This window comes from Acidovorax sp. GW460-11-11-14-LB4 (assembly GCF_059423685.1).
In genome coordinates, this window is sequence record NZ_JBWKYJ010000034.1 from 15133 (window position 1) to 39877 (window position 24745).

The following is a 24745-nucleotide window of genomic DNA, read 5'->3' on the forward strand; positions in this document are numbered from 1 at the left end:
TTGGTGTTCTTGAAAGAGGGTGCGCTGGCGCGCTGGGGGCATCGCCAAGAATTGTAGGAGCCATCGTATTCCCCTCAGATCGTCAACACATGGCTTGGTGATTAGGCCTGCTGCAGCCAGCGCAGTTCGGCGTCGCTGAAACCGGCGCTGCGTCGCGCCGACTCATTGAACGGTGGCTTCAGGCGGGGGGCTTCGTACCGCTGCACCAGCGTGCCGTAGAGGGTTTCCGGGTCCTGGCCCGCGCGCTCGCACAGCCAGCGGTACCAGTGGTTGCCGATGGCGACATGCCCCACCTCGTCGTGCAGGATCACGTCCAGGATGGCAACGGCGGCCAGGGCGTCGGGCGTGCCCACCTGGCGCAGCTTGGCCTGGATCTGCGGCGTGGCGTCGAGCCCCCGGGCTTCCAGCGTGCGAGGCACCAGGGCCATGCGGGCCAGCACGTCGTGCCGGGTTTTCTCGCACATGGTCCACAGCCCCTGGTGGGCCGGGAAGTCCCCATAGTCGTGGCCCTGGCTGCGCAGGTGGTCGCGCAGCAGCCTGAAGTGCTTGGCCTCTTCGGCCGCCACGCGCATCCAGTCCTGGTAGTAGGTGCGGGGCATATCGTCAAACCGCCACACGGCGTCCAGCGCCAGGTTGATGGCGTTGAACTCGATGTGGGCGATGGCGTGGATGAGGATGGCCCGGCCCTCGGGGGTGGCGGGCGACCGGCGGGCCACCTGGGTGTGGCGCAGCAGTTCGGGGCGCTCGGGACGGCCGGGCAGGGCGTCGGGGTCGGTGGGGGCCGAAGGGGCAGTATCTGCTATCGAAAGCGTAGCTGCTTGGGCATACAGGTCTAGCGCTGCAGCCGCTTTTTGTTCGGGGTCTGCCAGGCACAAGACCTGCAGTGCACGGTGGCGAAGCTCCATCCTTACAATTCTAGGCCTTGCCATCGGCACCAAGGCTTGCGCTTTGTAACGATTGGCGACCTCTCAGGGCGCGCCATGGCGTGCCGCTTCTTTTGTTTCAGCGGAGTGGGTGCATGGCAATTTACGAACTCGACGGTGTGGCTCCCCAAGTGGCGGCGTCGGCATGGGTGGCCGACAGCGCGCAGGTGATGGGCAATGTGGTGCTGGGTGAAGACGCCAGCGTGTGGTTTGGCACCGTGGTGCGCGGCGACACCGAGAGCATCACCATCGGCGCAGGCTCCAACATCCAGGACGCGAGCGTGCTGCACGCCGACATCGGCAAGCCCCTGGTGGTGGGCGAGCGGGTGACGGTGGGCCACCAGGTCATGCTGCACGGCTGCACCATCGGCGACGAATCGCTGATCGGCATTGGCGCTGTGGTGCTCAACGGCGCCAAGATCGGCAAGAACTGCCTGGTGGGCGCGGGTGCGCTGGTCACCGAGGGCAAGGAGTTCCCCGATGGCTCCATGATCATCGGCAGCCCGGCCAAGGCCGTGCGTGAACTCACCCCTGAGCAGATCGAAGGCCTGCGCCAGAGCGCCCAGCACTACATCGACAATGCGCGCCGCTTCCAACACGGCTTGCACAAGATCGGCTGAACGCCGCCCACTGGCGCTCGCTGCTGCTATTTTTCTCCTGGAATCCCTGCGTGTCTGAACTCCACAAGTTTCTTTTCGATGGCCTGCCCGTGCGCGGCATGATCGTGCGCCTCACCGATGCCTGGACCGAGATCCTGAAACGCCGGGCGGGCAACACCGCCACCGGCGCCTATCCCGCCCCCGTGAGCGAGCTGCTGGGCGAGATGGCGGCCGCCGGCGTGCTGATGCAGTCCAACATCAAGTTCAACGGCGCGCTGGTGCTGCAGGTGTTTGGTGATGGCCCCGTCAAATTGGCCGTGGCCGAGGTGCAGTCGGACCTGAGCCTGCGCGCTACAGCTACCGTGAATGGCGAGGTGCTGCCGGACGCGAAGCTGAGCCAGATGGTCAATGTGGGCGGCGGTGGCCGCTGCGCCATCACCCTGGACCCCAAGGACCGCCACCCCGGTCAGCAGCCCTACCAGGGCGTGGTGCCTCTGCACGGCGACCACCACGAAAAGCTGGAGCGTCTGTCGGACGTGCTGCAGCATTACATGCTGCAGTCCGAGCAGCTCGACACCATTCTGGTGCTCGGCGCTAACGACCAGGTGGCGGCAGGCCTCTTGATCCAGCGCATGCCCATCAAGGGCGAGGGCAATCTGGCCGCGGGCCTCTCGCACCGCGAGAACGAAGACCAGATCGGCCACAACGAGGACTACAACCGCATTGCGCACCTGGCTGCCAGCCTGACCCGCGAAGAACTGCTGACGCTGGACGTGGACACCATCCTGCGCCGCCTGTTCTGGGAAGAAAAGTTGCTGCGCTTTGAACCCCAGCAGGGCGCCAGCGGCCCGCGTTTTGCCTGCACCTGCAGCCGCGAGCGCGTGAGCAACATGCTGCGCAACCTGGGCGCTGAAGAGGCCGAGAGCATCCTCGCCGAGCGCGACGACATCGAAGTGGGTTGCGAGTTCTGCGGCCAGCAGTACCGGTTTGATGCCGTGGATGCTGCGCAGATTTTTGTCTCGCCCGCCGCTGCTCAGCCCCCGGGGCCCACAGGCATCCAGTAGCCGTCTGCAGCCTCCATCGGGCGCGGTGGTCGGCTGACCATCGTTGACAATCGCCCCCGCCATCCCCGCCTAAGATTCCTGGGTCACCCTGCAGCAGCGCCTGTCGCTGCGAGGGGCCGGCGCACAAGGTTCGATCGCAAGGCCTGTGTGCGTTCAAGCGATCACATCCGGTCGCGCAGGAAATGAACGAGGGGTGTCATGCAGTTTCTTCGCCGTGTTCTGGGTGGCCACCGGGCCAGCCCGGCTACGCCTCCGCTGGCGCTGTACGACAGCGCGGCGGCACCCGACTCGCGGCGTGCCGATACCCTGCTCGCCGCGCTGGACATCGACGCCGCCATCAATGCCCACGAGCGCTGGAAAGACCGCCTGATGGACTACCTGGAGGGCCGCACCTCCGTCGGGCTGGACCCTGCGCTGGTGCGCCGCGCTGACCACAGTGCGCTGGGCCGCTGGTTGCACGGCGTAGGCGGCGAGCTGCTGGGCGACCAGCCGGCCTATCCGCTGCTGGTGGCGCGCTACCAATACTTTCATGAGCAGGCGGCCACCCTGGTGGAACTGGCCCAGCAGGGCGAATGGGACCGGGCTGTGCAGGTGCTCAACGGTGGTTACCGCTATGGTTCCAGCCAGGTGGTGTTGCTTCTCAAGGAACTCAAGCGCGGTCTGGCGTGATGGCTTGCGGCGGTGTCGTATCCCGCTGCTCCACGAGCGCCGTGAACAGTCGATGCTCACAAGCCGGGTCGCTGCACTTTTCGCAGTTCCAGGCGCGCAGCCGGGCTGCTCTGGCGGTATTTTCAGTGTCCCATGCGGCTCTTGCGCTAGTGGAATATGCCTGTGGTGCTATATTTTGTATAGCAATAAGCGCATTGCGAGTGCGCTGCTCACCCGTTCCGTACACCACGCGGTAGGGTATCGCCGCAGCCGCCAGGGCCGCACGCAGCCGGGTATCGCAGGCCTCCTGCGCAGTCCGTTCCTCGGCAGGACAGGGCTGATCGAGTCCCATCAGCAGGGTCAATGCCACCGCGCCGGAGTCTGCCTGCGGCGTGGGCGCGGGCGCGGTGTGGGCCAGGTGCGGGTGGTGCATGGCGATATGTACCGTGCCAGGAGTGATCTGCTGCTGCAGCGCCTGTGCCAACGCCTCCACGCCCGTGTAGGGCGCGCCCAGCAGGGCAATCAAGGGAGTGGGGGGAGAGGACTGCCGCACGGGGGTGAATGAAGCGCAGGCCTTGGTCAAGGGCTGCGTTGTGGGTGTGGACGGTGCGGGGTGGTCCCAGGCGGCTGAGTGACCCCGCACGGCAGGTCAGCGGGGTGTGAACTGCACGTACACCTCGTTGGGCTTGACCATGCCCAGCTCGCTGCGCGCCTTTTCTTCCACCATATCGAGGCCTTCCTTGAGGTCGTGCACCTCCGAGGTCAGCCGCGCATTCGCCTGGCGGGCCTGTTCGTTGGCCGCCTTCTGCACATCAATCTGCCGCTGCATCGCATTGACGCGCGGCACGCTGCCCCGCCCCAGCCAGAGCTGGGCGTGCAGCGCTGCCAGCAAGGCCAGCAGGACGACGGGGACGATGCGGGAGACCAATGGAGGGCTCGCTCAGGCGAGGGCTGCCAGGGGCTCAGCGCAGGTTGTAGAACGCAGCGCGGCCAGGGTACTGCGCGATCTCGCCCAGATCTTCCTCAATGCGCAGCAGCTGGTTGTACTTGGCGATGCGGTCCGAGCGCGACAGCGAGCCGGTCTTGATCTGGCCTGCATTGGTGCCCACGGCGATGTCGGCGATGGTGCTGTCTTCGGTCTCGCCCGAGCGGTGCGAGATCACGGCGGTGTAGCCGGCGCGCTTGGCCATCTCGATCGCGGCAAACGTTTCGGTCAGCGTACCGATCTGGTTGATCTTGATCAGGATCGAGTTGGCAATGCGCTTGTCGATGCCTTCCTTCAGGATCTTGGTGTTGGTCACGAACAGGTCGTCACCCACCAGCTGCACCTTGTCGCCCAGGCGTTCGGTCAGGTGTTTCCAGCCGTCCCAGTCGCCTTCGTGCATGCCGTCTTCGATGCTGATGATCGGATACTTGTCCACCCAGGCCGCCAGCATGTCCGTCCACTGCTGGGCGGTGAGCTTGAGGCCGCCTTCGCCTTCCAGCACATAGTGGCCGTCCTTGTAGAACTCGCTCGCAGCGCAGTCCAGGCCCAGGGCGATCTGATCGCCCGCCGTGTAGCCCGCAGCTTCAATGGCTTGCAGGATCAGACGGATGGCTGCTTCGTGGTTTTCAACGCTGGGGGCAAAGCCGCCTTCGTCGCCCACGGCGGTGCTGATGCCCTTGTCGTGCAGGATCTTCTTGAGCGCGTGGAACACTTCGGCGCCCCAGCGCACGGCTTCGCGGAACGTAGGCGCGCCCACCGGGATGATCATGAACTCCTGCAGGTCCAGGCTGTTGTTGGCGTGTGCGCCGCCGTTGATCACGTTCATCATGGGCACGGGCAGTTGCACGCTGCCCATGCCGCCCAGGTAGCGGTACAGGGGCAGGCCAGACTCTTCGGCGGCGGCGCGTGCCACGGCCATGGACACGGCCAGCATGGCGTTGGCGCCCAGGCGGCTCTTGTTCTCGGTGCCGTCGAGGTCGATCAGGGTCTTGTCCAGGAAGGCCTGCTCGGAGGCATCCAAGCCCAGCACGGCTTCGCTGATCTCGGTGTTGATGTATTCCACGGCCTTGAGCACGCCCTTGCCCAGGTAGCGGCCTTTGTCGCCGTCGCGCATTTCAATGGCTTCACGGCTGCCGGTGGAGGCGCCCGACGGCACGGCGGCCCGGCCCATCACGCCCGATTCGAGCAACACGTCGCATTCGACGGTGGGGTTGCCGCGGCTGTCCAGAATCTCGCGACCTACGATGTCAACGATGGCACTCATGGTTTTCCTTTTGCAGAAGTTTTAAATCAAATCAGTCTCTAGCGCCTTCTGTATAAGCGCTAGCAGCTATTAATTGGTGAGCGATTTGGGTGTGTGCGCTCAGACGCCTTCGACACACACCATGCGCATGACGGCGGCGCCTTCGCGGGCGACCTTGGCTTTCTGGTACTCGGGCGTGTCGTAGAAGGCGCGAGCGGCTTCAAAGCTCGGAAACTTGAGGATCACGGTACGACCGGGGTTCCAGTCGCCCTCCAGCACTTCGACCTTGCCGCCACGCACGCAGACTTCAGCGCCGTGGGCTTGCATGGCCAGGGTGCTCCACTTGCGGTACTCGTCATACTGCGTGGGGTTGGTGACGGTGACGGATGCGATGACGTAACCACTGCTCATGTCTCAAGCTCCAAAGTTGTTTTCGAGGAATCCGTTTTTCTTGGTGACATCGTCCAGGGCCACCAAGGTCTCCAGCAGCGCCTTCATGTGCTTGAGCGGTACGGCGTTGGGGCCGTCCGACCAGGCCTCGGCGGGGCGGGGGTGGGTTTCCATGAACAGGCCCGCCACACCCACAGCCACGCCGGCACGCGCCAGCACGGGCACCATGTCGCGCGCACCACCGCTCACGGCGCCCAGGCCGCCGGGCTTTTGCACCGAGTGGGTCACGTCAAACACCACGGGTGCGCCGGAGTTGCGCATCTCGGCCAGGCTGGTCATGTCAGCCACGAGGTTGTTGTAGCCAAAGCTCACGCCGCGCTCGCAGGCCAGAAACCGGTCTTCCGACAGGCCGACTTCGGCCGCTGCAGACCGGGCCTTGTCGATGACGTTCTTCATGTCCCAGGGCGCCAGGAACTGGCCCTTCTTGATGTTGACCGGCTTGCCGCTTTGCGCCACGGCGCGGATGAAGTCCGTCTGGCGGCACAGGAAGGCAGGCGTCTGCAGCACATCGACCACGCTGGCCACCTCGGCCACGTGCGAGGTGTCGTGCACGTCGGTCAGGATGGGCAGCTGCAGCTGGCGGCGCACTTCATCGAGGATCTTCAGGCCGGCCTCCAGCCCCACACCACGCTTGCTGGTGCCCGACGAGCGGTTGGCCTTGTCGAACGAGCCTTTGTAGATCAGCGGAATGCCTAGCGGCGCGCAGGCTTCCTTGAGCTGGCCTGCGACATCGAGCGACATCTCAAGGCCTTCAATGGAACAGGTGCCTGCGATCAGGAAAAAGCGCTGGTCCAGGCCGACGTTGAATCCGCACAGCTGCATGGTGAGGTCCCCTTAGGCTTTTTTCGCGGCTTGCTGGTGTTCCACGGCCGCCTTGATGAAGGCATTGAAAAGCGGGTGGCCGTTCCAGGGCGTGGACTTGAACTCGGGGTGGAACTGCACGCCGATGAACCAGGGGTGCACGGTTTGCGGCAGCTCCACGATTTCGGTGAGTTCTTCACGCTGGGTCAGCGCCGAGATCACCAGGCCCGCCTTGCGCAACTGGTCCAGGTAGTTCACGTTGGCTTCGTAGCGGTGGCGGTGGCGCTCGGTCACCACATCGCCGTAGATGCTGTGGGCCAGTGTGTCCTTGGCCACGTCCGAGCTTTGCGCGCCCAGACGCATGGTGCCGCCCAGATCGGAGTTTTCGTCGCGTTTCTTGATGGTGCCGTCCGCGTCCTTCCACTCGGTGATCAGGGCGATCACGGGGTGGGGCGTGGTGGGGTCGAACTCGGTGCTGTTGGCGTGGGCGAGGCCCGCCACGTGGCGCGCGTATTCGATGGTGGCCACCTGCATCCCCAGGCAGATGCCCAGGTAGGGCACCTTGCGCTCGCGGGCAAACTGGGCCGTGGCGATCTTGCCTTCCACACCACGCTGGCCGAAGCCGCCGGGCACCAGAATGGCGTCGTATTTGGCGAGCTTGGCGGCTGCATCGGCGCTGTCGATGGTCTCGGAATCGACATGGTCGATCTTCACGCGCACATGGTTGCGCATGCCGGCGTGGCGCAGGGCTTCGTTGACCGACTTGTAGCTGTCCGACAGGTCCACATACTTGCCCACCATGGCGATGGTGACTTCGCCCTGGGGGTGTTCGGTCTCATGCACCAGATCGTCCCAGCGCTTGAGGCTGGTGGGCGGGGTGTTCAGGCGCAGCTTGTCGCAGATCAGGCCATCGAGGCCCTGCTCGTGCAGCATGCGCGGCACCTTGTAGATGGTGTCCACGTCCCACATGCTGATCACGCCCCATTCGGGCACGTTGGTGAACAGCGAGATCTTGGCGCGCTCTTCCTCAGGAATACGGCGGTCGGCGCGGCACAGCAGGGCGTCGGCCTGGATGCCGATCTCGCGCAGCTTCTGCACCGTGTGCTGGGTGGGCTTGGTCTTGAGCTCGCCCGCTGCCGCGATCCAGGGCAGGTAGGTCAGGTGCACGAAGGCCGCGTTGTTGGGTCCCATGCGCAGGCTCATCTGGCGCACGGCTTCGAGGAACGGCAGCGATTCGATGTCGCCCACGGTGCCGCCGATCTCGACGATGGCCACATCCACGGCATCGGGCGTGCCAATGCCGGCGCCGCGCTTGATGAATTCCTGGATTTCGTTGGTGACATGGGGAATGACCTGCACGGTCTTGCCCAGGTAGTCGCCACGGCGTTCCTTCTCCAGCACGGACTGATAAATCTTGCCCGTGGTGAAGTTGTTGGTTTTCTTCATGCGCGTTTCGATGAAACGCTCATAGTGGCCCAGATCCAGGTCGGTTTCTGCGCCGTCATCGGTCACGAACACCTCGCCGTGCTGGAACGGCGACATGGTGCCCGGGTCTACGTTGATGTAGGGGTCAAGCTTGATGAGGGTGACTTTGAGTCCCCGCGATTCGAGGATCGCGGCAAGGGAGGCTGAGGCGATTCCCTTACCGAGGGAAGACACCACACCGCCGGTGACGAAGACAAATTTGGTCATGTCTTTTTTGGTGGTGGGAAATTGGGATTATAGATGGCACCCCGGCGACACCCCCGGGGGCAGGGTCACCCCCGTCTGCTAAATTCGCGCCATGAATGAGCTTGCTGGCAAACACATTGTTCTGGGTCTGAGTGGGGGCGTGGCTTGCTACAAGGCGGCCGATCTGTGCCGCCAGCTCATCAAGGAGGGCGCCACCGTGCAGGTAGTGATGACCGAGGCGGCAGAGCAGTTCATCACCCCGGTCACCATGCAGGCGCTGTCTGGCCGCACGGTGTACGGCTCGCAATGGGATGCGCGCGAGCCCAACAACATGCCCCACATCAATCTGAGCCGCGAGGCGGATGCGATCCTGATCGCGCCTTGCAGTGCGGACTTCATTGCGCGCCTGGTGCAGGGCAGGGCGGACGAGTTGCTCAGCCTGCTGTGCCTGGCGCGTCCCGCCCAGCGCGTGCCACTGTTGCTGGCCCCTGCGATGAACCGCGAAATGTGGGCGCACCCGGCCACGCAGCGCAATCTGACCCAGGTGGCGCAGGACGGTGCAGTGGTGCTGGGCGTGGGCAATGGTGACCAGGCCTGTGGCGAGACGGGTGACGGCCGCATGCTGGAGCCGCTGGAGCTGCTGGACGAGCTGATCGCTTTTTTCACGCCCAAGACCCTTGTGGGCCGGTCGGTACTCGTCACGGCGGGGCCCACGTTTGAAGCCATTGACCCGGTGCGTGGCATCACCAACCTGTCGAGCGGAAAGATGGGCTTTGCCGTGGCCCGGGCGGCGCGCGAGGCGGGTGCCGATGTCACCCTGGTCGCAGGGCCGGTGCATGTGCCCACGCCACGCGGCGTGCGGCGTGTCAATGTGCAGTCCGCCCAGGAGATGCTGGCGGCCGTGGAGCGGCATGTCCAGGTCGCCTCGGTGTTTGTTGCCACGGCCGCAGTGGCCGACTGGCGCCCTGCCCACCAGTCCGACCAAAAGATCAAGAAAGACGGCTCGGGCCAGTCCCCGTCGCTGGAGTTCGTCGAGAACCCCGACATTCTGGCCACCGTAGCCCGGTCGCCGCATGCGCTGGAAGGGGATCTTTTCTGCGTGGGTTTTGCCGCCGAAAGCCATGACCTGCTGGCCCATGCCACCGCCAAAAGGACGCGCAAGGGCGTCCCCTTGCTGGTGGGCAATATTGGCCCCGCTACCTTTGGGCAGGACGACAACGCCCTGCTGCTGGTGGACGCGCAGGGCCACCGCGAGTTACCCCGCGCGTCCAAGCGTGTGCTGGCGCAGCAGCTTATCGCTGAGATCGCCGCGCGTTTGCCACCTTTGCGTTCTTGACGGCCACCACCGTGGGGAGGTGTGATGACAACTGGTGCCACCAAGCCTGAGTGGGACACGCCACCCGATGGCGACTTTGCGGCTTATGTGGAGCGGCTGACAGCCCAGGCGCCTTTGCAAAAGGCCCGAGCGGCACAGGCAAGTGCTGCCGCTACCAACGGTGCCGTTCAGTCATCCAAGGCCAGTGCGCCAGCGACTTCCCTGCCTCAGGTCCTGCCGCTCGATGTGCTGCAGCTGATGCAGCCGCTGGCGGGCGTACTGCGCACGGTGCGATCGGTGTTGCTGGTAATGATGGTGTTGCATGGCATTGCGCTGTTCCTGCTTGGTCAGGGCTCGCTGCCAGGCCTGGTGGTCATGGGGGCGGTGTGGTGGGGACTGGGTTGGCTGATGCAATCGGCCGCGCAGGCTGGGGGCGCGCAGGCCCCGGGTGGGCGTGCAGGGATGGAATCGTTGCAGGATCGCCTGCGACAAATGGCGCAGCAGCGCAGTGGCACAGGAATAGCAACAGGAAAGAAAAAACCGTGAAGATAGATGTGAAGATTCTCGATCCGCGCATGGCGGACCAATTGCCCACCTACGCCACACCCGGTAGCGCTGGGCTGGACCTGCGTGCCTGCCTGGATGCGCCGCTGACCCTGCAGCCCAACGCCTGGCAACTGGTGCCTACCGGCATTGCGATCTACCTGCAAGACCCGGGCTATGCCGCACTGATCTTGCCGCGCTCGGGCCTGGGGCACAAACATGGCATCGTGCTTGGCAATCTGGTGGGGTTGATCGACAGTGACTACCAAGGGCAGCTCATGGTGAGCGCATGGAACCGCAGCAATGTGGCGTTTACCCTGGAGCCCATGGAGCGGCTGGCCCAATTGGTGATTGTTCCGGTGGTGCAGGCCCAGTTCAACGTCGTCACCGAGTTTGCGGCCACGCAGCGGGGTGAGGGGGGCTACGGATCCACAGGCAAGTCCTGAGGTGGACCGCCCGGGGCTCCGAGTGTGTGATGGGTGAGTGGCCGGGTTGTAAGACGCCGCTTACGTTTCGATGGGTCTGTTACCGACATGGCGATGGCCCCTTGTCTACGCCGCGGCATCCTCAGGCGTTGTTCCAATCGGTACATGGGCATTGAGCTCTGGGTCGTCGGAGATTTTTCAGTGCCTGCCCCAACAACTTCTGGAGATTGAACATGCAATTCACCCGTCCCCTCGCCCTCGTGGGCACCGTGGTTCTGGCTGCTTCGCTGGCTGCTTGCGGCCACAGCCGCCCGGCACCTGCTCCGCAATACTCCGGCGGTTATTCGAGTGGCTATCAGACGGCTCCTGCCTATCCGCAGAATCAGGCAGGCACCGAATATGGTCGCGTGTCCAACATCGAGGTCCTGCAGGGCCGCAGCCAAGGCCAGACCACCGGCACTGGTGCCGTTCTGGGCGCGGTGGTGGGCGGCGTTCTGGGCAACCAGGTGGGCAAGGGCACGGGTCGTGCTGCAGCCACCGCTGTAGGCGTGTTGGGTGGCGCGGTGGCTGGCAACGCCATCGAGGGGCGCAACAACCAGGAATATGTGCAGGGATACCGGTTGTCTGTGCAGCTGGACCAGGGGGGGTATCGCGTGTATGACGTGAGCAGCCCGGGTGACCTGCGCATCGGCGATCGCGTGCGTCTGTACAACGGTCAGATTTCGCGCATGTGACCTGACGCACTGCCCTCACAAACGGGCGCTCCGAGTTTCCTCGGGGCGCCCGTTGTGCTTTTGGTAGGACTTAGTGCAGCAACGAGCTGCCTGGCGCCTGGGGCTGGACGCGGAAGAAGCCGGTTCCGGCCGTGCCACGTCCGATTTCTTCTTCGGTGGCTTCGCGCACGGCCTGCACCGTCAGTTGCAGGCGCAGCGCAATGCCCGCCAGCGGGTGGTTACCGTCGAGCACGATATGTTCGGGATAGATCTCGGCCACGGTGTAGAGGGCCGTGCGGGGGGCGTCGGGGTTGCAGCCCTCGGGCAGGGCCATGCCGTCAAACGTCATCCCTTCTTCGATCTCGGCGGGGAAGAGAGCGCGGGGTTCCAGAAACAGCAATTGGTCATTGAAGTCACCGAAAGCGTCCTCGGGTTCGAGGTGCAGTGCCAGCGTGGCACCAGGGCCGTGGCCTTGCAGGGCCTCTTCGATACGGGGCAGGAGATCATCACCGCCCACCAGAAACTCCACGGGTTCGTCGAGTACGTCGAGTTCTTCGCCCAGGGTGTCTTTCAGGGTCCAGGTCAGTGCGACCACACATTGTTGGGTAATTTCCATAGGAGAATTGTCGCAGTTTGACCAACGGCCCCGCAAAAGGGCAACACTTTCCCCATGGACATTCAGCAACCCTTGGCCCTGCTTGGCGGCCTCACTCCCGCGCAATTCATGCGCCGCCACTGGCAGAAGAAGCCCTTGCTGGTGCGCCAAGCCATCCCGCAGTTTGCGCCGCCGGTGCTGCGGGCCGAGCTGTTTGCGCTGGCCGGGCAGGAGGGCGTGGAGTCCCGCCTCGTGCAACAGATCAAAGGCGCCTGGAAGCTGCGCCACGGGCCCTTCAATCGCCGTGCGCTGCCTGCGTTGCAGCAGCCCGACTGGACGCTGCTCGTACAGGGCGTCGATCTGCACAACGACGCGGTGCACGCGCTGATGCAGCAGTTCCGTTTTGTGCCCGAGGCGCGGCTGGACGACCTCATGATCAGCTACGCCAGCAACGGCGGTGGCGTAGGGCCCCATTTCGACAGTTATGACGTCTTTTTGCTGCAAGCGCACGGCAAGCGGCGCTGGCGCATCGGGCGCCAAAAGGATCTGTCGCTGCGCGACGGCATTCCCTTGAAGGTGCTGGCCCAGTTCGAGCCCGAGGAGGAGTTTGTGCTGGAGCCGGGTGACATGCTGTACCTGCCCCCGCGTTATGCCCACGACGGGATTGCCGAAGGCGAGTGCATGACCTACTCCATCGGTTTTCGCGCACCGGCCCGCGCCGAGCTGGCGCAAGAGCTGCTGGTGCGTCTGGCGGAAGATGCCGGGGAGGACGACCACCCGTTGCTGTACCGTGATGCCGGACAAGACGCTGTGGCGCAGCCGGCGCACATTCCTGCCGGGCTGCAGGACTTTGCGCGTGAGGCGCTGTCGCGCGCGCTGGCCCAGCCCCTGGTGCTGGAACGCGCGCTGGGCGAGTACCTGACCGAGCCCAAGCCCAGCGTGTGGTTTGAGCCTGGTGACCCCAAGGTGATGCTGGAAGGGGTGCGGCTGGACCGCAAGAGCCGCATGATGTACGACACACAGCACATCTTCATCAACGGCGAAAGCTACCGCGCAGCGGGGCGCGACGCCACGCTGATGCGGCGCCTGGCCGATGAGCGCCAACTGTCGGCACGCGATCTGGCACGGGCCAGCGACGACGCGCTGGAGCTGCTTTCGTCGTGGTGCGATTCGGGCTGGGCCCATGCCTGGGCCGGCTGAGACTGACCAGGAGCCAGTGATGACCGACACAGCAACCCCCTCCGCCGAGCCTTTGCGTGACTTGCCCAGTGGGCGATTCAGCGGGCGTGAGGCGTTTCAGCAACTGGTGCGCGACGCCATTGCAACGGCGGCGCGGGACGGCTGGCAAGAGATCTTCATCAGCGATGCCCACTTTCATGACTGGCCCTTGGGCGAGCGTGCGGTGGTCGAGTGTTTGCAGGACTGGGCCCGCAGCGGCCGGCGCTTCACCATGCTGGCCTGCAGCTACGACGACGTGATCCGCCGCCATGCCCGCTTTGTGCGCTGGCGCGGTACCTGGGACCACATCATCACCTGCCGCCGCAGCCCGGCCGCCGACCCGCTGGACCTGCCCAGCGCGCTGTGGTCGCCGCAATGGGTGCTGCACCGGCTCGATCCGGAGCGCTGCGTGGGGGTGACCGGCAGCGAGGCCGATCGCCGGGTGCTGCTGCACGAGACACTCAACGAATGGGTGCGCAGCAAGAGCGCACCCGGCTTTCCCTCCACCACACTGGGTCTGTAGTCTGTGCCCCACTTTGGGGAGCGCCCGTTGGCATGGCGCCACGCGGCAGTCGCGCCCGGAGGGATACTGCGCAAAGTCAAGCTGGCGTAAAGCTTTCGTCAGTGTTAGTCAGTATTGACTAAATACCAATATAATCTGCGGCTGTGCCCAAAAAGGTGCAACCAAGTGCATTGTGCCAATGCGTGCATGGGCTCAGGAAGCCTGACGCCGTGGCTTTTCAAGATTCTGTCTGTCCAAATAGGAAAATCGAAATGAAGAACTCTCTCGTTCTGGCCGCCCTGATCGCTGCTGCTGCACTCGCCGCTTGTGGCAAGAAGGAAGAACCCGCTCCAGCACCCGCTCCTGTGGAAGCTCCTGCCGCAGCACCTGCTCCTGCCGCCGAGCCAGCAGCTCCTGCCGCTTCCGACGCTGCTGCTCCTGCCGCCGCTGCACCTGCTGCTGACGCTTCTGCTCCTGCCGCTGACGCTGCCAAGGCTGCTGCTGACGCTGCTGCCACCGCCGCTACCGGCGCTTCCGCAGCCAAGTAAATCGCTGCAGGCTCTGGGCTGACCCCGAGGTCGGCCTGTGCCACGGCCCCGCACCGCAAGGTCCGGGGCTTTTTTTATGCCCTTCGCCAGGGTGAGACATTTATAGACGTCCGGTCCGGGCCATCAAGGGTTGACGTCGAGCCAATCAGTGCCTTCGGTGGGGCTGGCGACCTGGATATCCTCGTCCGCCCAACCCAGCGCGGCGGCGAGCGATTGGCGGGCGAGTGCGGGGAGGTTGTTTTGCGCACTCAGATGCGCTGCCACTACGCACCGCAGGCTATCGTGCTGCACCGCACGCAGAATCTCCGCCGTTGCCGGGTTGGCCAAATGGCCGTACAGCCCGCCTACGCGGCGTTTCAGGAAGGGCGGGTAGCGGGACGCGGCCAGCATGTCGGGGTCGTGATTGGCCTCGATCAACAGGGCGTGGCATCCCTGCAGCTGCTGCAGCACATGGGGGCTGGCGTGGCCCAGGTCTGTCAGCACGCCCAGGTGTGCGGCGCCGTCGGAGCACCGCAACTGCAGCGGCTCCCGGGCATCGTGGGGCACGGTGAAGGGGCGGGCTTCGAACGCGCCCATGTCAATCGCTTCCATGTCGTGCGCCACCCGCAGCAAGCCGTCCAAGTCTGGCGCACCGAGGGCCGCGTATGTGCCCTCGCTCATCCACACGGGAATGCGAAAACGCAGCGCCACGGTCTGGGCACAGCCGATGTGGTCCGAGTGTTCGTGGGTGATGAAGAGGGCGTCCAGGTCTTCCACCTGCAACTGCGCTTGCGCCAGACGGGCTTGCAGCTGCCGGATGCCGAGCCCGCAGTCGATCAGGAGGCGGCGAACCTGGCTGCCACTGCGGCCTTCGACGACCGTGGCATTGCCAGTGCTGCCGCTGCCCAGGTTCTTGAATCGAAGCATGGCGGAGCGAAAGGGTGGGTTTGTGGCGGCCCAAAAAACCAGAGCCACCGTCCACCAGAAGGCGGAGGAGGCTCCAGAGGTGTGGGTGGCGGCCTGCGGCCGGCTCTTATTTCAGATCGTCAGCAATCACGCGCACGATGCGCTCGGCGTTGGCCGAGGACTCGGGGGCACCAGCCTCATTGAGCACCGACACGGTGGTCGACTCACCCTGGCTGCGCACCACAATGCGGTACTTGAGCGGAGGTGTTGCGGAGGTGGAGCTGAACAGCTTGCTGAAGAAGCCAGGCTCTTTCTTCACGGTGTCTGGAGCCACGTAGCGCACGAAGTACGTGCCCTCATTGCGGTTGCGGTCTTCCACGGTGAAGCCGGTGCGGTCCAGGGCCAGGCCCACCCGGCGCCAGGACCGGTCAAAGCCCTCGTCCAGCTGGACCACCGGCACATTGTTGACCGTGGCCATGCGGGCGGCCTGGGCACGCGCCGCGGGTGCTGCGGCCACTGCCTTGGATTGCTCCTGGCTGACGCCCAGCTTGACCATCAGGCGGCGCAGGAATTCGGTTTCGAGTTCCGGGTCGGACGGGCGGGGCTGCCAGACGGTGCTGTCCTTGGTGACGTTGCCATAGACCTCGACCATCCCGCGGTGGGTGATGTAGATCTCGGTACTGCCATTGGCGTTGCGTTCCAGCCGGGTGCGGAACTTGTCCCGTTCGCCGGTCGAGTACAGGGACTCCATCAGCTTGCCGATGGTGGATCGGATGAAATCCTGGGGCAGTTTGGCGCGGTTCTCTGCCCAGTCGGTTTCCATGATGCCAACGTTGGCCTCGGACTGGGCCAGCGTGAAGCCGCTTTCCAGCCAGAAGTCGCGCACGGGCTCCCACAGCTTGTCGGCGGGGCGATTGACCACCAGCCAGCGCTGGCTGCCGTCTCGTTCGATCCGCACGTCGCCCAGCGACAGGGCTGCCGCGTTGGCGTTGCCCGACGGCTGCGCGGCCTGGCCTGCCTGCATGGCAGCGGCAGACACCGAGCCACCTGGCATGGCGTAGCGCGAGTCGCGTGACAGCTGGGTGAGGTCCGGGGGGACTTCCAGTGACGAGCCCTTGGCGGCGCTCTTGTAGTCGATCTTGTCGCCCTCCAGAATGCTGGTGGAGCAGGCGGACAGGGCCATGACAAGAGCCAGCAGGCTCAGGCGGGTGGTAGCAGCTTTCACGCGGAAATCCTTGGGAAGTGTCTCTGAGAGCGGGCGCAAAGCCCGGATTAGATCAGGCCGCTGGTGCGCAGTGCCGACTCGACCACAGCCTCGTTGCTGCTGGCCAGGGGCGTCATGGGCAGGCGCATGGTGCCACCACACAGGCCCATGCGGGACATGGCCCACTTGACCGGAATGGGGTTGGCTTCGACAAACAGGTGCTTGTGCACCGGCATCAGCTGAAACTGGATCTGCATGGCGCGTTGCACGTTGCCGGCCAGTGCCGCCACGCACAGCTCGTGCATCAGGCGCGGGGCCACGTTGGCCGTCACGCTGATGTTGCCGTGGCCGCCGCACAGCATCAGGGCGACGGCGGTCGGGTCGTCGCCCGAGTACACGCCAAAGCCCTTGGGCACGTCACGGATGAGCCACTGGGCACGCTCGATGTTGCCGGTGGCTTCCTTGATGCCGATCACGCCGGGCACCTGGGCCAGGCGCAGCACGGTGTCGTGCTGCATATCGGCCACCGAGCGGCCGGGCACGTTGTACAGCACGATGGGCAGGTCGCCCGTGGCTTCTGCAATCGCCTTGAAGTGCTGGTACTGGCCCTCTTGGGTGGGCTTGTTGTAGTAGGGCACGACCTGCAGCTGGCTGTCGGCACCCACGCCGCGCGCGAACTTGGCCAGCTCAATGGCCTCGGCGGTGGAGTTGGCGCCGCAGCCGGCCATGATGGGCACGCGCTTGGCAGACTGTTCCACGGCCACGCGGATGATTTCGCAGTGTTCTTCCACGTTCACCGTGGGGGACTCGCCCGTGGTGCCCACCACGCCGATGCAATCGGTGCCTTCGGCGATGTGCCAGTCGATCAGTTTGCGCAAGGTGGGGTAGTCCACGCTACCGTCCTCGTGCATGGGAGTGACGAGGGCGACGATGCTGCCGGTGAGTGGCACGGAAGAAGAAGTCATGTCCGCAGTGGTAAACGGTAAAAGGGCATTCTAACTAGCCCCGGTAGACAAAAGATGTCGTGAGGGTCCACCCGCCTGCGGGAGTTCCCGTACGGCCGTGATGCGTTGCACGAAACGCGCTGGTTCGTCGATGAAGCCGTCCTCATAAGCCACCACGCGCAGGTCCTGGCATGCCTGCAGCAGTTCGCCGTGCGCGAGCAGGAACTCCGCCCGTGACGGGCGCCCCACGGTTTCGTTGCCCTGGGCGAACGTTTCGTAGACCAGCACCCCGCCCGGCCCCACGCTGGCCACGATGGTGGGCAGCAAGGGGCGCCACAGGTAGTTGGTGACAACCACGCCGCCAAACTGGCGGCCTGCAAAAGGCCAGGGGCCGTTTTCGATGTCAGCCTGCACCAGCTCGCCCAGCCCTTCGCAGGCGGCCAGCGCCTCGGCCGACCGGTCCACGCCGACCACGGTGTGCCCCAGTTTCCGCAGATGGCGCAGGTGGCGCCCTGCGCCGCAGGCGACGTCCAGCACGGTGCTGTGGGGGGCGATCAGGTGGCTCCAGCGCCGCACCCAATCCGAAGGGGCTTCTGTACCGTGCATACCGTGCATGAAACTATAAAAATGATAGCTGCCTGCGCATGATCCACTAGCGCTTGTGGCCAAAAACGCTTGAAAATCCCGCCAAGGGTGTCAAAAACACGCCCACATCTGGTCGGCCAGCAGCACCATGAATTCGGGCACGGTGTACAAGCCAAACACCACCAGGCACAGCAGCACGGCCACTGCACCGCCCAGCCAGCGCAGGGCACGCGGCGCGGGTTTGCGGGGCGGGGTGGTGTCGCTCATGCAGGGGGTCAAACAGGTCAGGCGGGTTGTGGGGTGTGGCGCGCGATCGGACTTTCCTTGACTGGCAGGTTCACCAGCCCGGCAAAAATGCCCAGGCCGATCGCGATGTACCAGACGATATCGTAGCTGCCGGTGGCGTCATACAGATAGCCGCCCAACCAGACGCCCAGGAAGCTGCCGATCTGGTGGCTGAAGAACACAAAGCCGCCCAGCATGGACAGGTGCTGCACCCCGAAGATTTGTGCAATGGTGGCGTTGGTGGGCGGCACGGTGGACAGCCACAGCGCGCCCATCACCGCCGAGAACACGTACACCGACAGCGGCGACAGCGGTACCAGCAAAAAGATGCTGATCGCCACCGCGCGGGCAAAGTAGATGAAAGCGAGGATGTGGCGCTTGGGCATGCGCTGGCCCAGCGTGCCCGCGATGTAAGTGCCAAACACATTGAACAGCCCGATCAGCGCCAGCGCATAGCTGGCCACCTGGGGCGACAGGCCATGGTCCTTGAGGTAGCTGGGCATGTGCACGCCAATGAACACCACCTGAAAGCCGCACACAAAGTAACCGGCCATCAGCAGGTTGAAGCTGGGGTAGCGGAAGGCCTCGCCCAGCGCCTGCGCAATGGTCTGCTCGCGCTTGACCGGGGCCGCGCCCTTGAAGCCCGGCTCCCGCAGGCCAAAGGCCAGCGGCACGATCAGCAGCACGGCCATCGACAGCACCAGCAAGGCCTGCTGCCAGCCCAGGCCTGCAATCAGCCAGCCTTCGACCGGCACCATCAGGAACTGCCCGAACGAACCCGCCGCCGCTGCCACGCCCATGGCCCAGGAGCGTTTTTCGGGCGCAATCTGCCGCCCCAGCACACCATAGATCACCGCATAGGTGGTGCCCGCCTGCGCCGCGCCAATCAGCACACCGGCCGTCAGTGCAAACAGCGTGGGCGTAGGCGACAGCGCCATGCCCGCCAGGCCCAGGGCATACAGGGCTGCACCGCCGAGCAGCACGCGGAAGGCCCCAAACCGGTCGGCCGCCATGCCCGCAAAAATCCCGATCACGCCCCAGGACAGGTTCTGGATGGCGATGGCCAGGGCGAACGACTGGCGCGTCCAGCCCATTTCCTGGGTGATGGGGAGAAGCCACAGCCCGAACCCGTGGCGGGTGCCCATGGACAGGGTCACGATGGCCGCGCCGCACGCCAGCACCTGGAACATGGATAGTTTGGGAGGATTCATATGCATGCGCAGGAATGTAGCCAGATTGCGCGAAACGCGCTGATACACCCGCGACCAATACAGTTGGCGGTGGGGGCGGCAGAAAATGCAGCGCTTGGCGCAGCGGTTTGAAGGGCTGGTTATTTATCCAGCTATTGCTGCGGTGCCGCACTACAATCCGCCCCATGGCAGCCAAACCCTCTTCTGTTTCCGCGAGCGAATACTCCGAAGGCTCAATCCGCGTGCTCAAGGGCCTGGAGCCCGTTAAGCAGCGCCCGGGCATGTACACCCGCACCGACAACCCCCTGCACATCATCCAGGAGGTGCTGGACAACGCCGCCGACGAGGCCCTTGCCGGCCACGGCAAGAAGATCCGCGTCACCCTGCACGCCGATGGCTCGGTCAGTGTGGAGGACGACGGCCGGGGCATCCCGTTCGGCCTGCACCCGGAAGAAAACGCACCGGTGATCGAGCTGGTCTTCACCCGCCTGCATGCGGGTGGCAAGTTCGACAAGGGCAAGGGCGGTGCCTACAGCTTCTCGGGCGGCCTGCACGGCGTGGGCGTGTCGGTGACGAATGCGCTGGCCACCCGGCTGGAGGCCACCAGCTACCGCGAAGGCAAGGCGGCGCGCCTGGTGTTCTCCGCTGGCGACGTGATCGAGCCTTTGGTCTCCCGCCCGCTGGAGGCGGGCGAGCGCAAGCAGGGCACCTCGGTGCGCGTGTGGCCCGACGCCAAGTATTTCGAATCCAGTGCCCTGCCCATGGGCGAGCTGACCCATCTGCTGCGCAGCAAGGCCGTGCTCATGCCCGGCGTGACGGTGCAGCTGGTGAACGAAAAGACCCGCGACACGCAGACCTGGCAGTACAAGGGCGGCCTGCGGGACTACCTGATGCAGACGCTCACCGGCGACCCGGTCATCCCGCTGTTTGAAGGCGAGGGTTTTGCCGACAGCGGCAACGAGAGCTTTGCCGAGGGCGAAGGGGCGGCCTGGGCGGTGGCCTTCACCGAAGACGGCCAGCCCATGCGCGAGAGCTACGTCAACCTGATCCCAACCAGCGCGGGTGGCACCCACGAAAGTGGCCTGCGCGATGGTTTGTTCAACGCGGTCAAGAGCTTTATCGAACTGCACAGCCTGTTGCCCAAGGGCGTGAAGCTGCTGCCCGAGGACGTGTTTGCGCGCGCCAGCTATGTCCTCTCAGCCAAGGTGCTGGACCCGCAGTTCCAGGGCCAGATCAAGGAGCGCCTGAACTCGCGCGACGCCGTGCGCCTGGTCAGCGGCTTCGTACGCCCGGCGCTAGAGCTGTGGTTGAACCAGCACGTTGATTACGGCAAGAAGCTGGCCGAGCTGGCCATCAAGGCCGCGCAGACGCGCCAGAAGGCCGGTCAGAAAGTTGAAAAACGCAAGGGCTCGGGCGTGGCTGTGCTCCCGGGCAAGCTCACCGATTGCGAAAGCAGGGACATTGCCCACAACGAGGTCTTCCTGGTGGAGGGCGATTCGGCCGGTGGCAGCGCCAAGATGGGTCGCGACAAGGAAAGCCAGGCCATCCTGCCGCTGCGCGGCAAGGTGCTCAACACCTGGGAGGTGGAGCGCGACCGCCTGTTTGCCAACAACGAAATCCACGACATCTCGGTAGCGATTGGCGTGGACCCGCATGGCCCCAACGACACGCCGGACCTGAGCGGTCTGCGCTACGGCAAGATCTGCATCCTGTCAGATGCCGACGTGGACGGATCGCACATCCAGGTGCTGCTGCTCACGCTGTTCTTCCGCCACTTCCCCAAGCTCATCGAGACCGGCCATATCTACGTGGCGCGCCCACCGCTGTTTCGCGTGGATGTGCCTGCGCGCGGCAAGAAGCCTGCGGCCAAGATGTATGCGCTGGACGATGGAGAGCTGACGGCCATCCTCGACAAATGCGCCAAGGATGGCGTGGCACGCGAGAAGTGCCAGATCAGCCGCTTCAAGGGCCTGGGCGAAATGAACGCGGAGCAGCTGTGGGAAACCACCCTCAATCCCGACACCCGCCGCCTGCTGCCCGTGCAGCTGGGGGATGTGGACTTTGCCGCCACCGAAGGCCTCATCACCAAGCTCATGGGCAAGGGCGAGGCTGCCGCGCGCCGCGAGCTCATGGAGCTGCATGGCGACGCGGTGGAGATCGATATCTGACCGAGGGCTGTCCGACAGGTCTGCCATGAGGAATTCAAACAAGAATGGCGTCATGCGCTGGTATTTATTGGGTTGTTTGCTCTGTTTTTTGCAGCAAACGGCCCATGCAGACCTGTGGGCGCATGTGGATGAGCGCGGCGTGACGCACTTTGCGTCCGAGCAGGTCGATGCGCGCTACCAGCTTTTTTTTCGGGGCAACGACTTCGACTCCACGCGGGATGCACCGGCCAATACATCGCCCATGCCCTATGCGCTACCCGCAGCGGGTGCGCGCCTGCTGGCGTTTTTTGACATTGCGCCCGACTACAAGCGTGTCAAGCACCACCTGCGCGCTGCGTCCAGCCAACATGGTGTGGACTACGAGCTGCTGCAGGCCGTGATCGCCACCGAATCCGGCTTTGACGCCGCCGCCGTGTCGCCCAAGGGCGCCGTGGGTCTGATGCAGGTCATGCCCGCCACGGCCAGCCGTTTTGGTGTGAATGCGGACAAGAAGCGCTCGGTCGAGCAAAAGCTCGCCGACCCCGCCGTGAACGTGCCCACCGGCACCCGTTACCTGCGCTACCTGCTGGACCTGTTCCCTGGCCGCATGGACCTGGCCGTGGCCGCCTACAACGCCGGCGAAGGCGCGGTGCAAAAGGCGGGCAACCAGATACCGGCCTTCAGGGAAACCCAGAACTACGTGCGCACCGTGCTGGGCCTGTATGCCCAGCTCAAGCCCCCGGCGCCGGTGCTGGCCCAGCGTGCGCTGCCCGGCCGCGTGCGGATGGAGCTGTCGGGCGGCGCGCAGAACCGGGGCAACCTGCCGCCCACCCGCGTGGCGCAGACACCCACCGCTCCCCAGAACGTGAATCCAGAAACTGTACCCAACGAATGAGCGACCAACCCACTCTCGATTTCACCACCGCAGGCGATGACGGGGGCGACTCCCTGGGCCTGGCGGGCTATGCCCAGCGTGCCTACCTGGAGTACGCACTGTCAGTCGTCAAGGGCCGCGCGCTGCCCGACGTGTGCGACGGCCTCAAGCCCGTGCAGCGGCGCATTCTGTATTCGATGGACCGCATGGGCCTGGGCTACAGCGGCCCCACGCGCAACACGGCCGCCAAACCGGTCAAGAGCGCCCGCGTGGTGGGCGATGTGCTGGGCCGCTTCCACCCGCATGGCGATCAGTCGGCCTATGACGCGCTCGTGCGCATGGCGCAGGACTTTGCCCAGCGCTACCCGCTGATCGACGGCCAGGGCAACTTCGGCAGCCGCGACGGCGACGGCGCTGCGGCCATGCGCTACACCGAGGCCCGCCTGTCGCGCATCACCAGCCTGCTGCTGGATGAGATCGACGAAGGCACGGTCGATTTCATGCCCAACTACGACGGCAGCACGGAGGAGCCGCGCCAGTTGCCCGCGCGCTTGCCGTTCGCGTTGCTCAACGGCGCCAGCGGCATTGCCGTGGGCCTGGCCACCGAAATTCCCAGCCACAACCTGCGCGAGATTGCAGATGCCTGCATTGCGCTCATCAAGACGCCCTCGCTGAGCCAGGAAGACCTGCTCGCGCTGGTGCCCGGCCCGGACTACCCCGGCGGCGGCCAGATCATCAGCAGCGCGGGCGACATTGCCGATGCCTACCGCACCGGCCGTGGCAGCCTCAAAGTGCGCGCGCGCTGGAAGATCGAAGACATGGCGCGTGGCCAGTGGCAGCTGGTGGTGAACGAGTTGCCGCCCGGCGTGAGCACGCAAAAGGTGCTCGAAGAGATCGAGGAAATCACCAACCCCAAGGTCAAGGCCGGCAAAAAGGCGCTTTCGCAAGACCAGACCCAGCTCAAGGCCAGCATGCTGGCTGTGCTGGACGTGGTGCGCGACGAATCGAGCAAAGACGCGCCCGTGCGCCTGGTGTTCGAGCCCAAGACGGGCAAGACCCCGCAGCAGGAGCTGATTACCGCCCTCTTGGCGCACACCAGCCTGGAAACCTCGGCCCCCATCAACCTCACCATGGTGGGGCTCGATGGCAAGCCCGTGCAGAAGTCGCTGCGTGTGATGCTGGAAGAGTGGATTGCCTTCCGCCAGACCACCATCACCCGCCGAAGCCAGCACCGGCTGGACAAGGTGCTGGACCGCATCCACATTCTCGAAGGGCGGCAGACCGTGCTGCTCAACATCGACGAGGTGATCGCGATCATCCGTGCGGCCGAGGAGCCCAAGGCTGCGCTCATCGCGCGCTTCAACCTCAGCGACCGGCAGGCCGAGGACATCCTCGAAATCCGCCTGCGCCAGTTGGCGCGCCTAGAAGCCATCAAGATCAAACAAGAGCTGAAAGAACTGCGCGAAAGCCAGGGCAAGCTCGAAGACATCCTGAACAACCCCGGCTCGCTGCGCCGCACCATGGTCAAGGAGATTGAGGCGGACGCGAAGACCTTTGCCGACGCACGCCGCACCCTCATCCAGGCCGAGAAAAAGGCCGTGGCCGAGGTGAAGGTGGTGGACGAGCCTGTGACCGTGGTCGTCTCGCAAAAAGGCTGGGTGCGCGCCCGCACCGGCCATGGCCATGAGGCCGCCAGCTTTGCCTTCAAGGCAGGTGATGGGCTGTACGGCACGTTTGAGTGCCGCACGGTGGATACCCTGCTGGCCTTTGGCAGCAACGGCCGCGTTTACTCGGTGGCCGTGTCGCTGCTGCCCGGTGCGCGTGGCGACGGCCAGCCGGTGACCACGCTCATCGAGCTGGAATCGGGCACGCAACTGCTGCACTACTTTGCGGGGCCAGCCAACGCCACGCTGCTGTTGTCCAACTCGGGCGGCTACGGCTTTCTGGCGGCGGTGGAAAACATGGTCTCGCGCCAAAAGGGCGGCAAGGCCTTCCTCACCCTGGGCGAGGGCGAAACCGTGTGTGTGCCGTCGCACGCTGCGGGCACCACAGGCAGCAAACCGGTGCTGCCGGCCACGCACGTGGCCTGCGCGTCCACGGGCGGGCGCATCCTGACCTTCGAGATCACCGAGCTGAAAACCATGGCCAATGGCGGCCGGGGGCTGATGCTGATCGACCTGGAAGACAAGGACCAGCTCGCAGGCGCGGCGGCCTACACGCGCAGCATTCGCCTCGATGGCGTGGGCCGGGGCGGCAAGCAGCGTGATGAGACGCTGGAGATCCGCAGCCTGAACAACGCCCGTGCCGCGCGCGGCCGCAAGGGCAAGGCAGCAGACCTGGGCTTCAAGCCCCAGGCAGTGACGCGCGTCGAGTAAGGACAGCTCACGC

General features: G+C 65.0%; 27 protein-coding genes. 13 read left to right on the top strand and 14 right to left on the bottom strand.

Annotated features, from left to right (window positions below; all coding sequences use genetic code 11):
• Window positions 1-101: 101 nt before the first annotated feature.
• The gene (locus tag AC07X4_RS13610) at window positions 102-905 is read right to left on the bottom strand and encodes a ferritin-like domain-containing protein (RefSeq protein ID WP_494740360.1); all 804 of its coding nucleotides are present in this window, start codon (window positions 903-905) and stop codon (window positions 102-104) included.
• Between the two features lie 113 nt (window positions 906-1018).
• Here AC07X4_RS13610 and AC07X4_RS13615 point away from each other — a divergent pair, with 113 nt between their 5' ends.
• The 3 genes from AC07X4_RS13615 (at window position 1019) to AC07X4_RS13625 (ending at window position 3255) form a co-directional block, all read left to right on the top strand.
• A complete protein-coding gene (locus tag AC07X4_RS13615) occupies window positions 1019-1543 on the top strand; it encodes a gamma carbonic anhydrase family protein (protein WP_056061680.1) in 525 nt (174 codons plus the stop codon).
• Window positions 1544-1593: 50 nt separating this feature from the next.
• Window positions 1594-2586, top strand: coding sequence for an Hsp33 family molecular chaperone HslO (hslO, locus tag AC07X4_RS13620; protein ID WP_056743430.1), 993 nt, complete (start codon window positions 1594-1596; stop codon window positions 2584-2586).
• A gap of 198 nt (window positions 2587-2784) precedes the next feature.
• Entirely contained in the window at window positions 2785-3255 is a 471-nt protein-coding gene (locus AC07X4_RS13625) for a CZB domain-containing protein (RefSeq protein WP_056061686.1), read from the top strand.
• Here the strand turns inward: AC07X4_RS13625 and AC07X4_RS13630 are convergent.
• The 6 genes from AC07X4_RS13630 to pyrG all read right to left on the bottom strand — a co-directional run bounded on the left by AC07X4_RS13630 (window position 3236) and on the right by pyrG (window position 8405).
• Window positions 3236-3817: a hypothetical protein gene (locus AC07X4_RS13630; RefSeq protein ID WP_494740361.1), complete on the bottom strand. Its 582-nt coding sequence runs from the start codon at window positions 3815-3817 to the stop codon at window positions 3236-3238. The two genes, AC07X4_RS13625 and AC07X4_RS13630, sit on opposite strands and share 20 nt — an antisense overlap.
• Window positions 3818-3883: 66 nt before the next feature.
• Window positions 3884-4162, bottom strand: a complete 279-nt coding sequence (locus AC07X4_RS13635) for a septum formation initiator family protein (RefSeq protein WP_116749380.1) — start codon at window positions 4160-4162, stop codon at window positions 3884-3886.
• A 34-nt stretch (window positions 4163-4196) separates the two neighbouring features.
• Complete coding sequence (gene eno / locus AC07X4_RS13640) at window positions 4197-5483, bottom strand: phosphopyruvate hydratase (RefSeq protein ID WP_056061696.1); 1287 nt, start codon at window positions 5481-5483, stop codon at window positions 4197-4199.
• A gap of 99 nt (window positions 5484-5582) precedes the next feature.
• On the bottom strand, window positions 5583-5873 hold the full coding sequence (locus tag AC07X4_RS13645) for a DUF1330 domain-containing protein (RefSeq protein WP_494740362.1): 291 nt from the start codon (window positions 5871-5873) through the stop codon (window positions 5583-5585).
• Between the two features lie 3 nt (window positions 5874-5876).
• Window positions 5877-6734: a 3-deoxy-8-phosphooctulonate synthase gene (gene kdsA, locus AC07X4_RS13650; protein WP_056743422.1), complete on the bottom strand. Its 858-nt coding sequence runs from the start codon at window positions 6732-6734 to the stop codon at window positions 5877-5879.
• 12 nt (window positions 6735-6746) lie between these two features.
• Window positions 6747-8405: a CTP synthase gene (gene pyrG, locus AC07X4_RS13655; RefSeq protein ID WP_056743420.1), complete on the bottom strand. Its 1659-nt coding sequence runs from the start codon at window positions 8403-8405 to the stop codon at window positions 6747-6749.
• Window positions 8406-8496: 91 nt separating this feature from the next.
• Between pyrG and coaBC the strand changes: the two genes are divergently transcribed.
• The 4 genes from coaBC to AC07X4_RS13675 all read left to right on the top strand — a co-directional run bounded on the left by coaBC (window position 8497) and on the right by AC07X4_RS13675 (window position 11401).
• The gene (gene coaBC, locus AC07X4_RS13660; RefSeq protein ID WP_494740363.1) at window positions 8497-9720 is read left to right on the top strand and encodes a bifunctional phosphopantothenoylcysteine decarboxylase/phosphopantothenate--cysteine ligase CoaBC; all 1224 of its coding nucleotides are present in this window, start codon (window positions 8497-8499) and stop codon (window positions 9718-9720) included.
• 24 nt (window positions 9721-9744) lie between these two features.
• Window positions 9745-10245 (top strand): hypothetical protein, encoded by a 501-nt coding sequence (locus AC07X4_RS13665; protein ID WP_494740364.1) that lies wholly within the window; start codon window positions 9745-9747, stop codon window positions 10243-10245.
• Entirely contained in the window at window positions 10242-10688 is a 447-nt protein-coding gene (gene dut / locus AC07X4_RS13670) for a dUTP diphosphatase (RefSeq protein ID WP_015013334.1), read from the top strand. Before AC07X4_RS13665 ends, dut begins: the two co-directional genes overlap by 4 nt.
• A gap of 212 nt (window positions 10689-10900) precedes the next feature.
• Window positions 10901-11401 (top strand): outer membrane lipoprotein, encoded by a 501-nt coding sequence (locus AC07X4_RS13675; protein WP_056061711.1) that lies wholly within the window; start codon window positions 10901-10903, stop codon window positions 11399-11401.
• A gap of 70 nt (window positions 11402-11471) precedes the next feature.
• Here the strand turns inward: AC07X4_RS13675 and AC07X4_RS13680 are convergent, their stop codons facing one another.
• Entirely contained in the window at window positions 11472-11996 is a 525-nt protein-coding gene (locus tag AC07X4_RS13680) for an FKBP-type peptidyl-prolyl cis-trans isomerase (protein ID WP_056061714.1), read from the bottom strand.
• A gap of 54 nt (window positions 11997-12050) precedes the next feature.
• On the opposite strand from AC07X4_RS13680, the gene AC07X4_RS13685 reads away from it, so the two are divergent.
• From AC07X4_RS13685 to AC07X4_RS13695, 3 genes are all read left to right on the top strand, one after another.
• Window positions 12051-13175 carry a JmjC domain-containing protein gene (locus tag AC07X4_RS13685; RefSeq protein WP_494740365.1) on the top strand — a complete coding sequence of 375 codons (1125 nt, stop codon included), beginning with the start codon at window positions 12051-12053 and terminating at the stop codon, window positions 13173-13175.
• Between the two features lie 19 nt (window positions 13176-13194).
• A complete protein-coding gene (locus AC07X4_RS13690; protein WP_056061720.1) occupies window positions 13195-13716 on the top strand; it encodes a hypothetical protein in 522 nt (173 codons plus the stop codon).
• 251 nt (window positions 13717-13967) lie between these two features.
• On the top strand, window positions 13968-14243 hold the full coding sequence (locus AC07X4_RS13695; RefSeq protein WP_082522412.1) for a hypothetical protein: 276 nt from the start codon (window positions 13968-13970) through the stop codon (window positions 14241-14243).
• Between the two features lie 123 nt (window positions 14244-14366).
• On the opposite strand, the gene AC07X4_RS13700 is transcribed toward AC07X4_RS13695, so the two are convergent.
• The 6 genes from AC07X4_RS13700 to AC07X4_RS13725 all read right to left on the bottom strand — a co-directional run bounded on the left by AC07X4_RS13700 (window position 14367) and on the right by AC07X4_RS13725 (window position 19363).
• Window positions 14367-15149, bottom strand: a complete 783-nt coding sequence (locus AC07X4_RS13700) for an MBL fold metallo-hydrolase (protein ID WP_494740366.1) — start codon at window positions 15147-15149, stop codon at window positions 14367-14369.
• A gap of 106 nt (window positions 15150-15255) precedes the next feature.
• A complete protein-coding gene (gene bamC / locus AC07X4_RS13705; RefSeq protein WP_099729773.1) occupies window positions 15256-16353 on the bottom strand; it encodes an NlpB/DapX family lipoprotein in 1098 nt (365 codons plus the stop codon).
• Window positions 16354-16400: 47 nt separating this feature from the next.
• Complete coding sequence (dapA, locus tag AC07X4_RS13710) at window positions 16401-17297, bottom strand: 4-hydroxy-tetrahydrodipicolinate synthase (RefSeq protein ID WP_056061726.1); 897 nt, start codon at window positions 17295-17297, stop codon at window positions 16401-16403.
• A 30-nt stretch (window positions 17298-17327) separates the two neighbouring features.
• The gene (locus tag AC07X4_RS13715) at window positions 17328-17882 is read right to left on the bottom strand and encodes a class I SAM-dependent methyltransferase (RefSeq protein ID WP_494740374.1); all 555 of its coding nucleotides are present in this window, start codon (window positions 17880-17882) and stop codon (window positions 17328-17330) included.
• Between the two features lie 90 nt (window positions 17883-17972).
• Window positions 17973-18128: a hypothetical protein gene (locus AC07X4_RS13720; RefSeq protein WP_165836555.1), complete on the bottom strand. Its 156-nt coding sequence runs from the start codon at window positions 18126-18128 to the stop codon at window positions 17973-17975.
• Between the two features lie 17 nt (window positions 18129-18145).
• Window positions 18146-19363, bottom strand: coding sequence for an MFS transporter (locus tag AC07X4_RS13725; protein ID WP_494740367.1), 1218 nt, complete (start codon window positions 19361-19363; stop codon window positions 18146-18148).
• A gap of 158 nt (window positions 19364-19521) precedes the next feature.
• Between AC07X4_RS13725 and AC07X4_RS13730 the strand changes: the two genes are divergently transcribed.
• The 3 genes from AC07X4_RS13730 to parC are packed head-to-tail and all read left to right on the top strand — an operon-like array spanning window position 19522 to window position 24732.
• Window positions 19522-21504, top strand: a complete 1983-nt coding sequence (locus AC07X4_RS13730) for a DNA topoisomerase IV subunit B (RefSeq protein WP_494740368.1) — start codon at window positions 19522-19524, stop codon at window positions 21502-21504.
• Window positions 21505-21556: 52 nt separating this feature from the next.
• Window positions 21557-22378, top strand: coding sequence for a lytic transglycosylase domain-containing protein (locus AC07X4_RS13735; RefSeq protein ID WP_494740375.1), 822 nt, complete (start codon window positions 21557-21559; stop codon window positions 22376-22378).
• Entirely contained in the window at window positions 22375-24732 is a 2358-nt protein-coding gene (parC, locus tag AC07X4_RS13740) for a DNA topoisomerase IV subunit A (RefSeq protein ID WP_494740369.1), read from the top strand. The genes AC07X4_RS13735 and parC overlap by 4 nt, the downstream gene beginning before the upstream one ends.
• The last annotated feature ends 13 nt before the right edge of the window (window positions 24733-24745 follow it).

Excerpts from the sequence above, each read along its gene's own strand:
- AC07X4_RS13610 (WP_494740360.1), bottom strand. The coding sequence starts at position 905 with ATGGAGCTTCGCCACCGTGCACTGCAGGTCTTGTGCCTGGCAGACCCC.
- AC07X4_RS13615 (WP_056061680.1), top strand. The coding sequence starts at position 1,019 with ATGGCAATTTACGAACTCGACGGTGTGGCTCCCCAAGTGGCGGCGTCG.
- AC07X4_RS13625 (WP_056061686.1), top strand. The coding sequence starts at position 2,785 with ATGCAGTTTCTTCGCCGTGTTCTGGGTGGCCACCGGGCCAGCCCGGCT.
- eno (WP_056061696.1), bottom strand. The coding sequence starts at position 5,483 with ATGAGTGCCATCGTTGACATCGTAGGTCGCGAGATTCTGGACAGCCGC.
- AC07X4_RS13645 (WP_494740362.1), bottom strand. The coding sequence starts at position 5,873 with ATGAGCAGTGGTTACGTCATCGCATCCGTCACCGTCACCAACCCCACG.
- kdsA (WP_056743422.1), bottom strand. The coding sequence starts at position 6,734 with ATGCAGCTGTGCGGATTCAACGTCGGCCTGGACCAGCGCTTTTTCCTG.
- pyrG (WP_056743420.1), bottom strand. The coding sequence starts at position 8,405 with ATGACCAAATTTGTCTTCGTCACCGGCGGTGTGGTGTCTTCCCTCGGT.
- coaBC (WP_494740363.1), top strand. The coding sequence starts at position 8,497 with ATGAATGAGCTTGCTGGCAAACACATTGTTCTGGGTCTGAGTGGGGGC.
- AC07X4_RS13665 (WP_494740364.1), top strand. The coding sequence starts at position 9,745 with ATGACAACTGGTGCCACCAAGCCTGAGTGGGACACGCCACCCGATGGC.
- AC07X4_RS13675 (WP_056061711.1), top strand. The coding sequence starts at position 10,901 with ATGCAATTCACCCGTCCCCTCGCCCTCGTGGGCACCGTGGTTCTGGCT.
- AC07X4_RS13680 (WP_056061714.1), bottom strand. The coding sequence starts at position 11,996 with ATGGAAATTACCCAACAATGTGTGGTCGCACTGACCTGGACCCTGAAA.
- AC07X4_RS13685 (WP_494740365.1), top strand. The coding sequence starts at position 12,051 with ATGGACATTCAGCAACCCTTGGCCCTGCTTGGCGGCCTCACTCCCGCG.
- AC07X4_RS13690 (WP_056061720.1), top strand. The coding sequence starts at position 13,195 with ATGACCGACACAGCAACCCCCTCCGCCGAGCCTTTGCGTGACTTGCCC.
- AC07X4_RS13695 (WP_082522412.1), top strand. The coding sequence starts at position 13,968 with ATGAAGAACTCTCTCGTTCTGGCCGCCCTGATCGCTGCTGCTGCACTC.
- AC07X4_RS13700 (WP_494740366.1), bottom strand. The coding sequence starts at position 15,149 with ATGCTTCGATTCAAGAACCTGGGCAGCGGCAGCACTGGCAATGCCACG.
- dapA (WP_056061726.1), bottom strand. The coding sequence starts at position 17,297 with ATGACTTCTTCTTCCGTGCCACTCACCGGCAGCATCGTCGCCCTCGTC.
- AC07X4_RS13715 (WP_494740374.1), bottom strand. The coding sequence starts at position 17,882 with ATGCACGGTACAGAAGCCCCTTCGGATTGGGTGCGGCGCTGGAGCCAC.
- AC07X4_RS13720 (WP_165836555.1), bottom strand. The coding sequence starts at position 18,128 with ATGAGCGACACCACCCCGCCCCGCAAACCCGCGCCGCGTGCCCTGCGC.
- AC07X4_RS13725 (WP_494740367.1), bottom strand. The coding sequence starts at position 19,363 with ATGCATATGAATCCTCCCAAACTATCCATGTTCCAGGTGCTGGCGTGC.
- AC07X4_RS13730 (WP_494740368.1), top strand. The coding sequence starts at position 19,522 with ATGGCAGCCAAACCCTCTTCTGTTTCCGCGAGCGAATACTCCGAAGGC.
- AC07X4_RS13735 (WP_494740375.1), top strand. The coding sequence starts at position 21,557 with ATGCGCTGGTATTTATTGGGTTGTTTGCTCTGTTTTTTGCAGCAAACG.
- parC (WP_494740369.1), top strand. The coding sequence starts at position 22,375 with ATGAGCGACCAACCCACTCTCGATTTCACCACCGCAGGCGATGACGGG.